The 12,908-nt window shown below is 67.5% G+C and carries 10 protein-coding genes and 1 pseudogene; 2 read left to right on the top strand and 9 right to left on the bottom strand.

The genetic code is table 11. The annotated features are described in order from the left end of the window. Positions 1 to 63: 63 nt before the first annotated feature. Positions 64 to 768: a CBS domain-containing protein gene (locus ACILR9_RS24905; RefSeq protein ID WP_395712666.1), complete on the top strand. Its 705-nt coding sequence runs from the start codon at positions 64 to 66 to the stop codon at positions 766 to 768. Between the two features lie 12 nt (positions 769 to 780). On the opposite strand, the pseudogene ACILR9_RS24900 reads toward ACILR9_RS24905, so the two are convergent. After that, positions 781 to 2,123: pseudogene (locus ACILR9_RS24900) on the bottom strand (leucyl aminopeptidase family protein). 72 nt (positions 2,124 to 2,195) lie between these two features. Here ACILR9_RS24900 and ACILR9_RS24895 point away from each other — a divergent pair. Then, positions 2,196 to 2,861, top strand: a complete 666-nt coding sequence (locus ACILR9_RS24895; RefSeq protein ID WP_395712665.1) for a glutathione S-transferase family protein — start codon at positions 2,196 to 2,198, stop codon at positions 2,859 to 2,861. 149 nt (positions 2,862 to 3,010) lie between these two features. On the opposite strand, the gene ACILR9_RS24890 is transcribed toward ACILR9_RS24895, so the two are convergent. The 8 genes from ACILR9_RS24890 to ACILR9_RS24855 all read right to left on the bottom strand — a co-directional run bounded on the left by ACILR9_RS24890 (position 3,011) and on the right by ACILR9_RS24855 (position 12,688). Then, positions 3,011 to 4,585, bottom strand: coding sequence for a serine hydrolase domain-containing protein (locus tag ACILR9_RS24890; protein ID WP_395712664.1), 1,575 nt, complete (start codon positions 4,583 to 4,585; stop codon positions 3,011 to 3,013). Between the two features lie 122 nt (positions 4,586 to 4,707). Continuing rightward, positions 4,708 to 5,409, bottom strand: a complete 702-nt coding sequence (locus tag ACILR9_RS24885) for a substrate-binding domain-containing protein (protein WP_395712663.1) — start codon at positions 5,407 to 5,409, stop codon at positions 4,708 to 4,710. A 193-nt stretch (positions 5,410 to 5,602) separates the two neighbouring features. Further along, positions 5,603 to 6,706 carry a TRAP transporter substrate-binding protein gene (locus tag ACILR9_RS24880; protein WP_395712662.1) on the bottom strand — a complete coding sequence of 368 codons (1,104 nt, stop codon included), beginning with the start codon at positions 6,704 to 6,706 and terminating at the stop codon, positions 5,603 to 5,605. Positions 6,707 to 6,849: 143 nt separating this feature from the next. After that, the gene (locus tag ACILR9_RS24875; RefSeq protein WP_395712661.1) at positions 6,850 to 7,560 is read right to left on the bottom strand and encodes a TetR/AcrR family transcriptional regulator; all 711 of its coding nucleotides are present in this window, start codon (positions 7,558 to 7,560) and stop codon (positions 6,850 to 6,852) included. A 70-nt stretch (positions 7,561 to 7,630) separates the two neighbouring features. Beyond that, positions 7,631 to 8,683, bottom strand: coding sequence for an NADPH:quinone oxidoreductase family protein (locus tag ACILR9_RS24870; RefSeq protein WP_395712660.1), 1,053 nt, complete (start codon positions 8,681 to 8,683; stop codon positions 7,631 to 7,633). Positions 8,684 to 8,711: 28 nt separating this feature from the next. Then, positions 8,712 to 10,382: an acyl-CoA carboxylase subunit beta gene (locus ACILR9_RS24865; RefSeq protein ID WP_395712659.1), complete on the bottom strand. Its 1,671-nt coding sequence runs from the start codon at positions 10,380 to 10,382 to the stop codon at positions 8,712 to 8,714. 8 nt (positions 10,383 to 10,390) lie between these two features. Next, positions 10,391 to 11,392 (bottom strand): Bug family tripartite tricarboxylate transporter substrate binding protein, encoded by a 1,002-nt coding sequence (locus ACILR9_RS24860; protein WP_395712658.1) that lies wholly within the window; start codon positions 11,390 to 11,392, stop codon positions 10,391 to 10,393. Between the two features lie 321 nt (positions 11,393 to 11,713). Next, on the bottom strand, positions 11,714 to 12,688 hold the full coding sequence (locus ACILR9_RS24855) for a Bug family tripartite tricarboxylate transporter substrate binding protein (protein WP_395712657.1): 975 nt from the start codon (positions 12,686 to 12,688) through the stop codon (positions 11,714 to 11,716). Positions 12,689 to 12,908 lie beyond the last annotated feature (220 nt).

Below are 12,908 nucleotides of genomic sequence, written 5' to 3'. Positions count from 1 at the left end.
CCGCAAGGCGTCTTCCCGGCAGAGTCGTTATCCTGCAGGTCTGTCTTCACCGAGGAACCTGTCATGCGCGCGCGAGACGTGATGACAAAGGGGGCGCTGACGATCGCCGCCGACAAGACCATCTTCGAGGCAGCGGAACGGCTGATCGCAGCGCGCGTCAGCGCGCTTCTCGTCGTCGACCAGAACGGTAACCTGGAAGGGATCGTGAGCGAAGCCGATTTGATTGGTCGGATCGACATCGGAGATTCTACGATACCCTTGTTGCGCCGCGCCGCCGAGAACGCCGCCGAGGCGGCCGCCTTCGTCCGCTCGCGATCGCAGCACGTCGCCGACATCATGACGCGCAAGGTCGTCACCGCCGATGTCGATGCCACGCTGGGCGAGGTTGCCGAGCTGATGGTGCACCATCGAATCAAGCGCCTTCCCATCGTCGAGCGGGGAGCGGTCGTGGGAATCGTCAGCCGCATCGACCTGCTTCAGGGACTGCTGTCGCATCCTCAGTCGCCCGCTTCGAATCCCGCCAGCGCTCCTCCCGACGAGGCGCTCGGCCAGCGCGTCGAGGATACATTCCGCCAGCACGGCTGGGCCGCCGCCTGGCAGATCGACGTCGTGGTCCAGCATGGCGTCGCGCATCTCTGGGGCGTGGTGTCCGACGAGCAGCTGCGCCGCGCCTTCCAGGTCGCCGCCGAGCAGGTGGCGGGCATCCGGGCCGTCGACAACCACATTCACGTCGTGCCGCGCGTCGTCCCGGGCCGCACGGCACGGTAGCCTGCAGAGAGGCTACCCGACGATCCGCTTCTCGATCGCCGCGAAGATCGCCCGCGCCACCTGTGCCTCGCCGCCTTCCGGGCGGCCGGGCTTGGCGGTGTTGTTCCACGCCATCATGTCGAAATGCGCCCACGGCACGTCGTCGGGGACGAACTCCTGCAGGTAGAGCGCGGCAGTGATGGCGCCACCGAAGGCGACGCCGGGGGCGTTGTTGATGTCGGCCACCTTGCTGTCGAGCAGGCGGCGATAGCCCTTGAACAGCGGCATGCGCCACATCGGGTCGGCCGCCGCGCGGCCGGCGGCGATCAGATCGTCGGCCAGGGTGTCGTCGTTGCAGAACAGCGCCGGCAGATCGGTGCCCAGCGCCACGCGTGCCGCGCCGGTCAAGGTGGCGCAGTCGACCATCATCACAGGATCAGGCGGCCCTCGGCGTCGGTGTTGCCGATCTCGACCGTGATGCCCTTGCGCGTCGGCACGACGTCGAGCGGCCGGAAGGCGTTGCCCGAGACGCTGTTCTCGACCGCCGGCACCAGCACGCGCAGGCGCACCGGCAGGCCGGTTGCCATCACCATCGCGGCGACGGCCAGCACGGTCGCCGCACCGCCCATGTCCTTCTTCATGTTCAGCATGCCCGACGCCGGCTTGAGGTCGAGGCCGCCGGTGTCGAAGCACACGCCCTTGCCGACCAGGGTCACCTTGGGATCGTCCTCGTTGCCCCAGGTCAGATCGATCAGGCGCGGCGCGCGGCTGCTGGCGCGGCCGACCGCATGCACCATCGGGTAGTTCTGCTTCACGAGATCGTCGCCGACGATCACCTTGAGCGCGGCCTTGTGCGCCTTGGCGAGCTCCTCTGCGGCGCCGGCCAGCTCGGCCGGCCCCATGTCGGAGGACGGTGTGGTGATCAGGTCGCGCGCCATCGTGATCGCCTCGATGATCGCCTTGGCGCGCGCCTTGTCGGCGCCTTCGGGCCATAGGAGCCTGGCGCCGGCCTTGGCCTTCTTCGCGCGGTAGCGCTCGAACCGCCAGGTGCCGAGGCCGATGGCGATGGCGGCGTCGGTCGGCGACACCGGTGCGGTATCGGACGCCAGCCGCCAGGTACCGGGCGGCAATTTCGTTGCCAGCGCGCCGAAATCCCACAGGGTCGGCTGGGCTGGTAGCACAAGGACTGCACCGGCCGCCTTGCCGTCGCGGCCGGGCAGCAGCGCGAGATCACCGGCATTTCCCGCAACGCCGGACGATTCGACCCAACCGCGGCGCGCCGCACTCTGTTCCTTGAGCCAGGTGCGCCAGCGCGGCTGGGCGACAAGCTGCACGGGCAGCGACGAAGAAGAGCGGTCGACGAACGGCAACGACATGGACATGCTCACGAAACTGTAGTGCAACGGGCAACATTGCCGGCCAAAGTATGGCGCTGGCAAGGAGGGCATATGGCCGACTTCACCCTGGTGATCGGCAACAAGAACTATTCTTCGTGGTCGCTGCGCGGCTGGCTGATGGCCAAGATCGCCGGCATCGAGTTCGAGGAAGTGGTGATCCCGCTCGACCTGCCGACCACGCAGGCGGCGATCCGAAAATATTCGCCCTCGGGGCGCGTGCCGGTGCTGATCCATCGTGGCCTCGCCGTCTGGGAGTCGTTGGCGATCGCCGAGTACCTGAACGACCTCAAGCCCGAGTCGCACCTGTGGCCGTCATCGGCCGCGGCACGCGCGCATGCCCGCTCGCTGTCGACCGAGATGCACGCCGGCTTCACCGACCTGCGGGCCAACATGCCGATGAACATCCGCTCGTCCTATCCCGGGCGCGGCATGACGCCCGGCGTGCGCAGCGACATCCAGCGCATCACCTCGGCCTGGCGCGACTGCCGCAAGCGCTTCTCCGGCGGAACCAAGGACGACGGCTTCCTGCTGGGCAGCTTCTCGGCGGTCGACGCCATGTTCGCGCCGGTCGTGACCCGGCTGCGCACCTACGCCGTGCCAGTCGATTCCGACACCGATGCCTACTGCAACGCGGTGCTCGGCCATCCGGCGATGAAGGAGTGGATCGCCGCCGCCAAGAACGAGCCGTGGCTGATCGCAGAGTACGAGTTCCAGTAGGGCCGCGCGGTCTTTCTCCTCCCAGCTTCGCTGGGGAGGTGTCCGCGTAGTCGCGGCCGGAGGGGTCGTAGGCCCCTCACGTGAGTCCTGACCCCTCCGTCGGCGCAAGACGACGACACCTCCCCAGCGAAGCTGGGGAAGTGCATGACTCACTCCTCCGCCTCGCCGCGCAGCCGCGCCTCGAAGCCGGTGGCGGTCTCGAAGGTGAGGTCGACCGTGCGCTCGGTGAAGACGTGGGTCGCCCGGACGACGTCGTCGTTGCCCAGAGTCTGGGTCTCGATGACCAGCGTCTTGCCGTCGTCCTGCCAGGCGCCGCGGCTGGCGCTGGGGCCATGGAGCATGCGCCCGCCGACGCGGTAGTGGCCATCGAAGCCGATCGGGCCGCCGAAACGCGTCGCCGTGACGCCGGGCGGCGGGCGCCGCAGATCGTAGCTGTAGGACGGATCCGGGCCGTCGAGGGTGTAGGTGACCGACTTGATGTTCATCGGGTTGTCGGGAAAGCGCCAGACCTTGCCGGAGATTGTCCTGGCCAGGGCCGGCGGCGGGCTGCCGACTGGCGCCGGCGTCTCGCGCGTAGCGTCGGCGAGGCTCTTGGCCAACGCGGCCATTCCCGCCGGATCGGCCGCGACGGGGCCTTCCGCCTTCACGGCCGCCGCGACGTGGCCGACCAGCGTCTCCAGGCCGTAGCGCGGTCGCGATGGTGTCCCGCCGAGCGGCAGGAAACGCGCCGAGCCGGTCGTCGCCACGACGATGTCGAGCTTGGGCATCACGACGACGAGCTGGCGGTCGTAGCCGACCGACATGAAGGTATCGCGGCCCGGGATGACCCAGAACTGGCTGCCGTAGCGCAGATTCTTCGACCAGCTCTCGCGCATGTCGACCGACGCGCCGCGCACGCCGTCGATCCACGCGGTCGGCACGATCTGCCTGCCCTCCCAGGCGCCATTGCGCAGATAGAGATAGCCGAACTTCGCCATGTCGCGCGGCAGCATGTAGAGGCCGGCGCCGCCAGCCGAGACGCCCTGCGGGTCGTGCCGCCATGAGACGTCGTCGATGCCGAGCGGACCGAACAGCTTCTCCTTGGCGTAGTCGAACGCGCTCTTGCCGGTCAGTTTGGTCAGGATCGCCGACAGGAGTTGGCTGTTGCCGCTGTTGTAGTAGAAGACCGATCCGGGATCCGTCGCCATCGGACGATCGAGGATGTACTGCACCCAGTCCGGGCTGCGCTCCATGGCGAGGAACGAGGCCACTCCGCCGTTCACGCCTTCGTCCCAGCCGAGCCCCGACGTCATGTCGAGCAGATGGCGGATCGTGATCGCTTTTTTGCGGTCGTCGAGATTGGCGATCGTGCGGTCGGGAAAGAACTCGATAACCCGCCGGTCGACGCTGTCGAGCACGCCCTCCTTCAACGCAATCGCGATCAGCGTGCTCGTGACCGCCTTGGTCGACGAGTTGATGCGATGTTTCAGCCCGTCGCGGAACGGCGCGTAGGTCGCCTCCACCACGATCTTGCCGCGGCGGGCGATCAGCAGCGAATCCATGTTGTTGAAGCCGCCGAACTCGACCAGGCGCGTCAGCGTCTCCGAGCCCATGCCCTGCTCCTCGGGCGAGGAGACCTGCCACTCCCTTGTGGGGAACGGCTGCGCCGTCGCCGGCATTGGTCGCAACCAGGCGACCGCCATCAACGACACGATCACGAAAAGGGTCTTCGAGAATCGAGACATGACGCATCCTCCGGGTCTGAGCGGAGCCTATGGGCGCGTGCTGGCCTCTTCAACCCGAGCTTGCTTCACCTCATGTGCTGTCGAAACCCATTGCGGAGGGCCCGCAACCTGCCGCAGCCGCTTCAAGCCGGATCGAGGCCTTTTGCGCGAAAGACCTCCGCGGCTGGGGGCGTACAAAGAAAGTCAATCAATGCCCTCGCCATCGCGGCCTTCGCGCTCGCGGTCTCGACGCCGGCAACGAACGTCGTCACCATGTGCAGCTCGCCGGGGAGCGGCCCCAGGATCTCGATGCCGGGCACCTGCAGCAGCTCGGGCTTCTGCTGGACGGCGAGCTCGGCCTCGCCGCTCACGAGGAATTGGCCCGAAAGTCCGGCGGGCGGCGGAAATTTCGTCTTGGCATTGATCTCGGCGGCGATGCCCAGCCGGTCGAGCAGCTTGGCGAAATAGATCCCGCTGGCGCCGCCGGCAGCCGGATCGGTGTAGGAGATGGCGCGCGCCGCGCGCAGTGTCCGCACGAGGGCGTCAGGCGTCGAAATGTCGGGACGCGGCGCCCCTGCCCTGATGGCGATGGCCGTGGCCGAGCTCGCCAGGGTCACGTCGGTGCCGGGCGCAACGCGGCCGTCGCTGATCATCGTGTCCATGCCGGCGCGATTGAGGATGAGCAGGTCGGCCATCTCGCCGGCCTGCAGGCGCTTCACCAGCGCGGGCGCGGTGTTCCAGGTGACGACGAGACGGCAATCGTGCGCCGTCTCGAACGACGGCGCCAGGGATTCGACGGCAGGCTGAACGGCGATGGTGCTGAAGACGTTGAGCTCGGTGGTCACGGAACCTCGCGGTCGGATGCGGTGCAGGAGAATCGATTGAAGAACCGCACCAGTGTGCCCAAGCCCGGCCCTCGCTGACAAACGCCGAAGCGAAGCGCGCCAGGGCCTAGTCGACACGCCACGGCCGCCGCCGTTTCATCGCCGCATCCGACACCGGCGCCAGAGGCGTAACCGGTGTCGGCGCCTTTCACGGTCAGCGCTTCTTGGCCGCCTGCTGGGCGAACACGAAATTGTCGAAGGTGTTCTCGGCGACCCGGAACCACAGATACTGCTCGTCGCGGAACGGCTTCCACGACTCGTAAATCTTCTTGAACTTGGGATTCTTGGCCGCCATCTCCTCGTAGAGATCGAAGGCGATATCGTAGGCAGCGATCATGATGTCGCGCGGGAAGGGCCGCAGCTCGGCGCCAGCGGCGACCAGGCGGCGCAGCGCCCCCGGGCTGCCCGAATCGTACTTGGCGAGCGACCAGTCCATGGTCTCGCTGGCCACCGCCTTGACGGCGGTACGGTAGGCGGGCGGCAGCTTCTCCCATTCCTTCAGGCTCAGGAAGAAGCCGCTCTGCGTGCAGCCCTCCCACCAGCCCGGATAGTAGTAGTACTTGGCAACCTTGACGAAGCCCAGCTTCTCATCGTCGTAGGGACCAACCCATTCGGCGGCGTCGATGGTGCCTTTCTCCAGCGCCGGATAGATGTCGCCGCCGGCGATCTGCTGAGGCACCACGCCCAGCTTGGCCAGCACCTGGCCGGCAAAGCCGGCGATGCGGAACTTCAGGCCCTTGATGTCGTCGAGCGACTTGATCTCCTTGCGGAACCAGCCACCCATCTGCGCCCCGGTGTGCAGGCCCGGCACATAGATCGTGTTGTAGTCGCGCAGGAAGTCGTTCACCAGCTCGAGCCCGCCGCCGCAGATCATCCAGGCATTGTGCTGGCGCGTGTTCATGCCGAACGGCAGCGTCGTCGCAAACGAGAAGGTCGGATCCTTGCCGACGTAATAGTAGGCGGCGCTGATGCCGGCCTCGACCGTGCCGTTCTGCACCGCGTCGATCACCTGCAGCGCCGGCACGATCTCGCCCGGCGCAAACCACTTGATCTGGAACTTGTTGTTGGTGAGCTCGCCGACGCGCTTCACGAAATCGTCGCTCACCGTCGTGGCGATATCCAGATTCTTGGGAAAGCTGGACGTCATGCGCCAGCGCACCTCCGGCATATCCTGCGCAATGGCCGGCGCTGCGACGGTCTGCGCCGCGACCGCCACCGTGCCGAGGCCGGCGGCCTTCATCAATCCTCGTCTTCTCATCGTCTTCCTACCCTTTGCACGCTCTCGATTGGCGTGGCTGGAGGAAGCCTATCCGGCATTGCACCCGCTGTGATCTTGCGACCGATGCACCAGCGCACGGCTGCCGTGCGACGAACGCGGGCCGTGTTGCACGATGCGCCGTCTCAGGGTTTCGGCTTTCGCTTGGTGGCCACCTTCGACCCTTTGGCGGCTCTCGCTCGCGCAGGCTCCGCAGCAAGCGAGCGCCGCGCATCATCGACCAGCGCTGCGGCAACGCGGCCGAGGTCGATGGTCCTGGGTTCGAACAGCCACTGCGCAATGGCGCCGCGAATCGCACCGAACAGCACCGTAGCCTCGACGACGGGATCGACATCGCGCCGAATTTCGCCACGCGCCTGTCCCTGCCGGATGAGGCTTTCCAGGGCGGAGCGATAAGCGTGTCCGACCGCGGCGACCCGCGGGCGCAGCTCGGGGACCACGGTGAGCGATTCGAAGTAGAGCAGGAACAGCGCACTGGTGGCATCCCAGCTCGCCATCGCGGAGCCGAGATGGGCCTCGATCCGGGCCGTCAGCCCTTCCAGCCCTTCCTTGCCCTGGAGGTCGGCGAAAGCCCATTGGTTGAACCACTGCTCCGTGCGATCGACCAGCGCCACCAGGAACTGCAGCTTGGACCCGAAGCGCTCGAGCGGCAGGCTGCGGCTGAAGCCGGCAGCGACGCCGATGTCGGCCAGCGTCGCCCCGACCGCGCCCTTCTGCGCCACCAGGCGAAGTCCCGCATCGAGCAGGCGCTTGTCGGAGTCTCGCCGGCGATCTTCGTTCTTTCTGCGCTGTTTGCGCGGCGCCTCGCGCGCGGTGGCGATCTTCTTCTGCGCCATGATTCCATTGGGCGGCGATTGGAGCCCTGCTCTAGCCGAAGGTCCCAGGGGCTGCAACCGCGTGCGCGGCTCACCCGTCCATCGCCGGCGACGAGGAATTGGCAGTCATTTCGAGCACCACCTTGCCGATCCCGCGCCGCGCCACGACGCTCGCCATGGCCTCGCGATACTGCTCGAGGGGGAAGCGCAAAGAGGCCGTCGGCTTCAACAGCCCCGCTTCGTACCATTGAAAGAGCTGCGTGAAGGTCGCGGCCACCCGATCGTCCCACGGCAGGCGCGGCACGATTCCGTCCCAGATATAGCGCCCGAAATAGAAGCCGATCACGTCGATATTCTTCACCAGCAGGATGTTGGCCGGCACCATGGGGCGCGTCCCCGACGCGAAGCCGATGACAACGAGGCGAGCGTGCGCGGCCGCCACCCGCATGCCGACCTCGAAGGCGGCGCCGCCAACCGGGTCGAACACCACATCGACGCCGCGTGTCCCGGCGATCTGGCGGATTTCGTCGCGCAACGTCTCGGGAGGCCCGACGAGCGCCTGGTCGGCACCATGCGCACGCGCGACCGCGGCCTTCTCGGCCGATCCGACGCAGGCGATCACCCGCGCACCGAGCGCCTTGCCGACCTCGACTGCCGCCAGGCCCACCGCACCGCCGGCGCCGAAAACGAGCAGGGTCTCTCCGGCCGCGAGATCGGCGCGCCAGGCCAGGGCGCCGTAGGCCGTGCCGTAGGACAGCGGAAACTGGACCGCGCCGGCGAACGGCAGCTCGATTGGGATGGGGAACACGTTGTGCTCGAGGGCGACGACCTCCTCGGCATGGCCGCCCCATTCCGGCGCGGCGCACACCCGGTCGCCCGGCCTCACGCGCGTCACGCCGGGCGCGCATTCCGTCACCACACCCGCGACCTCGGTGCCGGGCGTGAAGGGCAGCGGCGGCTTGGTCTGATGCTGACCTGACGTGATCAGCGTGGTGGCGAAGCTGACGCCGGCGGCGCGGATCGCGATGCGCACGCCGCGCGGCCGCATCGCCGGGCGCGGTACCGCCTCGAGCGGCAGCGACGCGTAGTCGGCCCACGCGCGGCACACGATCGCCCGCATGAGCTGCTTTCCAGGTGGCGTCATGCCGGACCTTCCATGCGCGGGGTCCCGTCTAGATCGGTGCGATGGAGCGGAACTTCGGCGGCAGGTCGAGACGGCGCCGCGGCGGCGTCACCCGCAGGGTCTCGATGATCAGGCGCCGCGTATCGCGCGGATCGATGATGTCGTCGATGCCGAAATGCTCGGCGGCCCGCAATGCGCCCAGCCGATCCTTGAAATCCTCGATCAGCTCGGCCCGCCGCGCTGCGGGATCGGCGGCAGCCTGGATCTCCTTGCGGTAGGCGATGTCGACCGCGCCTTCGACCGACATGGCGCAGATCTGCGCCGTCGGCCAGGCAAAGCAGGCATCGGCGCCGAAACCGCGGCCGCCGCACATCGCGACGTAGGCCAAGCCATAGCCTTTGCGCAGCACCACCGAGAGGCGTGGCACCGATGCGTTTCCGAGCTCGTGGATCAGCTTGGCGCTGCGTCGCGGCATGCGGCTGCGCTCCGCACCGGAGCCGATGGCAAATCCCGGCACGTCGATGAGATAGATCAGCGGGAGGCCGAAGGCGTCGCACACCGCGATAAAGTGCGCAGCCTTGTCGCAGGCATTGCCGTCCATCATGCCGGCGGCGAACAGCGGGTTGTTGGCGATGAACCCGACCGGCCGTCCATCCATCCGCGCGATTGCCGTGACAATGTTGCGTGCATGAGCAGGCTTGATCTCCAGGACCCTGCCGGCGTCGGCCAGCACGCCCACCACCTTGCGCACGTCGTAGGGCTTGCGCAGGTTGGCCGGCACGAGATCGAGCAGCGCTTCGTCGCGCCGGTCGATCGGATCGCCGCACGTCACGACCGGCGGTGCCTGCTGCGCGTTCGACGGCAGGTAGGAGAGATAGCGGCGAAGCGCGGCAAAGCACTCGGCCTCGCTGTCGACCGCGAGGTCGGCGGCGCCGGTCTCGTCGACCTGCAGCGTCGCACCGCCCAGCGCCTCCTTGTCGATCTCCTCGCCGGTGCCGGCCTTCACCAGGGCGGGCCCGGCCATGCCCATAGTGGCGATGCCGCGCACCATCACGACATAGTCGGCGAGAGCTGCGTGATTGGTCGGGCCGGCAAAGCATGGCCCCAGCATCGCGGCCACAATGGGCACCCAGCCCGACGCCCGCGTGAAGGCGTTGAAGATGCCTTTGGCCGAGGCGAAGTGACGGGCGTCGAGGCCTTCCTGGATGCGATGCCCGCCGCCTTCGAGCAGGCGGATCAGGGGCAGGCCGGCATCGATCGCCTTGTCGACGGCGCGCGCCAGCTTGAGGCTTCCGATGACGCTGCTGCTGCCGCCATAGACGGTGAAATCCTGCGAGGTGATCACCACCGGGCGCCCGTCGATGGTCGCGAGCCCGGTGACGATGCCGTCGGCCGGCGCCTCGAGATCGCGCGTCACGTCGGTGTCGGCTGCGGCCGTGACCAAGGCGCCGAACTCGCGCCACGACCCCGGATCGGCGAGCGTCGCGATGCGCTCGCGCGCCGTCATCTTGCCGTCCGCCCGCTGGCGGGCGACGGCACGCGGCCGGGCGTCGTCCATCACCGACGCGCGCCGCGCTTCGACCTCCGCCAGCAGCTGGCGCGTATCGGCAACCTCGTCGGCCCTGTCGGCGCTTGGCCTGTCGGTGCTTGGCCTGTCGGTGCTTGGCCTGTCGGTGCTTGGCCTGTCGGTGCTTGGCTGGTTCGGGGACGGGCTTTTCATCCGGTCGCCTAGCTGAGCTTGATGCCGGCCCGCCGGACCACATCGCCCCAGCGCTGGTACTCGGCGGCGATGAACTCCTGGAACTGCTTCGGCGACGAGCCGATGGGCTCGACGCCTTTGGCATAGAGGTCGTCGCGCAGGGCCTTGTCCTGCAGAGCCCCGGCAACGACCGCATTCACCTTGTCTATGATGGCGGTCGGCGTGCGCGCCGGCGCCAGGAGGCCGTACCAGGCCGTCACGTCGTAGTCGGCGAAGACGCCGCCGAGCTCGGATACCCGCGGGACGTCGGGAACGCTCGGCCAGCGACTCTCGCCGGTGATGGCCAGCGCGCGGATCGACTTGTTGGTGACGTGCTGCAGGGACGTGATGAGATCGTCGAACGCCACTTTCAGATGCCCCCCGATCAGATCGGCCATCATCGGCGCGCTGCCCTTGTAGGCGACGGGGACGATGTCGATGCCCGCCTTCAGCCGAAGCAACTCGCCAGCGAGATGCTTGGTGCCTCCGTTGCTGGTGTGGCCGTAGGTCAGCCCGGGATTCTTGCGCGCGTAGTCGATGAACTCGACCAGCGTGCCAGCCGGGAAGCTCGCATGGACCACCAGAAGGTTGGGCGCCTTGACGATCAGCGAGATGGGGGCGAAGTCCTTGATGCCGTCGTAGCCGGGCTTGTCGTAGAGGTGGGCATTGACCGCGTGCGTGCCCGGCGAACCCATGAACAAGGTGTAGCCGTCCGGCGCCGACTGGGCGGCCAGCGCGGCACCGATATTGCCGCCGGCCCCCGGCTTGTTCTCGACGATGAACTGCTGGCCGAGCGCCTCGGTGAGCTTCTGCCCGACCAGGCGGCCCAGGATGTCGGTCGCGCCGCCGGCCGGAAACGGAACGATGATGCGAACCGGCCGCACCGGGTAGTCGGCCTGGGCGCGGGACGCGCCCATTGGCGCAAGAGCTGTCATTGCGCCACCGCCGGCCGTTGCCAGCAGTCGACGGCGCCTGAGGTTGATCCCGACCATGCACTTCCTCCCTGCGTGCCCGCGCTTTCAGTCGGGCATTGCTGCCGTACCAGCAGGCGAAGGATATTAACTGGCTGGTCGACTAGCTAGTTTCTTGTGAAAGCGGGTTTGCATCGCGGCTATAATCAATCCTGGCTTGGAGAGGCGTCGCCGTCTTATGGCGAAGGGATCATTGCCTTCCGGACCGCGGGCGTCGCGCCCGCTCATGGTCAAGAATCACGAGCGGGCGGGACGCCTGCGGTCCAGGAGAGCTCGAGCGCACTCCAGGCAAAATCTGCTGCGCTTGAAGTGGCGCGGTCCCGGCGATGAGAGTCGACGTTCCTAAGAGTCGATCTTCACGCCGGCGGCGTTGATCACCTTCTCCCACTTCTCGACCTCGGACTGGAGGAACTTCATCGTCTCGGCCGGCGTGGCGCCGACCGGGATCACGGCCTGCTCCGCCAAGCGCTTGCGCAGGGCCTCGTCCTTCATCGCCTTGCCGACCTCGCCGCCCAGGCGGTCGACGATTTCCTTCGGTGTTCCTGCCGGAGCCATGAACATCACCCAGCTCGAGGATTCGATCAGCGGGCCGCCCGATTCGACGATGGTCGGGATGTCCTCGGCACCCGGCACGCGCTCCTTCGACATCATGGCCAGCGCTCGCACCTTGCCGGCCTTGACCTGACTCATGGTGCCGATCGGCACGTCCAGCAGCATCTGGATGTTGCCCGACATGAGGTCGGCCAGCGCCGGCGCCGTGCCCTTGTAGGGGACGTGCACCATCTTCGTGCCGGTCACCTGCATGATCAGCTCGCTGGTGAGATGGGCGGCCGCGCCGACGCCGGACGAGCCGAACGAGATCTTGCCCGGATTCTGCTTGGCGTAGGCGATCAGCTCGCCGACGGTCTTCACCGGCAGGTCGTTGCTCACCAGGATCATGATCGGCGCGATGCCGACCAGGGATACCGGCGCGAAGCTCGTCACCGGATCGAACTTGAGCTTGCCGGCATAGAGCGTCTTGTTGGCGGCGTGGGCCGCGATCACCGTCAGGAAAGTGTAGCCATCGGGCGCGGCGTTGGCGACGATCTCCGCCCCGATCAGCGAATTTGCGCCGGGTTTGTTGTCGACCACGAAGGTCTGCCCGACATTCACCTTTTCCAGCGTGAGCCGGGTCACCGAATCGGTGAGGCCGCCGGCAGTGTAAGGCACCACCCAGCGGATCGGCTTGGCCGGCCACGCCTGGGCGCGCAGCGCCTGCGGCGCCAGCGCGGCGGCGGCGCTCGTCGCCAAGACCGTACGGCGGTTCATCTTGCTCATGGTGGTCTTCCCTTCAATTGACGCGACCCCGAGGATCGCCCTGGTCGTTTGGCCGGACCATAGCGTGTGAATCGGCCCTGTCAGGTGCCCGAGGCGCGACCATTCCGCGCCGCGCGGCGAGCGCCTGGCAGTTCATGCGCTGGGACCGCGCCACCAGCAAGAAACATGAGCAAAGATCCCGCGCTGCGCTCGGGATGACATCAATTCTGTCATCCCGAGC

Source organism: Reyranella sp. (assembly GCF_044224635.1).
Taxonomy (GTDB): Bacteria; Pseudomonadota; Alphaproteobacteria; order Reyranellales; family Reyranellaceae; genus Reyranella.
This window is presented reverse-complemented; position numbering and strand designations above follow the sequence as displayed.

Bases quoted from the DNA above. Each gene is read 5' to 3' on its own strand.
- ACILR9_RS24875 (WP_395712661.1), bottom strand. From the start codon at position 7,560: ATGGCGCAGAAGAAGATCGCCACCGCGCGCGAGGCGCCGCGCAAACAG.
- ACILR9_RS24870 (WP_395712660.1), bottom strand. From the start codon at position 8,683: ATGACGCCACCTGGAAAGCAGCTCATGCGGGCGATCGTGTGCCGCGCG.
- ACILR9_RS24890 (WP_395712664.1), bottom strand. From the start codon at position 4,585: ATGTCTCGATTCTCGAAGACCCTTTTCGTGATCGTGTCGTTGATGGCG.
- ACILR9_RS24905 (WP_395712666.1), top strand. From the start codon at position 64: ATGCGCGCGCGAGACGTGATGACAAAGGGGGCGCTGACGATCGCCGCC.
- ACILR9_RS24855 (WP_395712657.1), bottom strand. From the start codon at position 12,688: ATGAGCAAGATGAACCGCCGTACGGTCTTGGCGACGAGCGCCGCCGCC.
- ACILR9_RS24880 (WP_395712662.1), bottom strand. From the start codon at position 6,706: ATGAGAAGACGAGGATTGATGAAGGCCGCCGGCCTCGGCACGGTGGCG.
- ACILR9_RS24860 (WP_395712658.1), bottom strand. From the start codon at position 11,392: ATGGTCGGGATCAACCTCAGGCGCCGTCGACTGCTGGCAACGGCCGGC.
- ACILR9_RS24865 (WP_395712659.1), bottom strand. From the start codon at position 10,382: ATGAAAAGCCCGTCCCCGAACCAGCCAAGCACCGACAGGCCAAGCACC.
- ACILR9_RS24895 (WP_395712665.1), top strand. From the start codon at position 2,196: ATGGCCGACTTCACCCTGGTGATCGGCAACAAGAACTATTCTTCGTGG.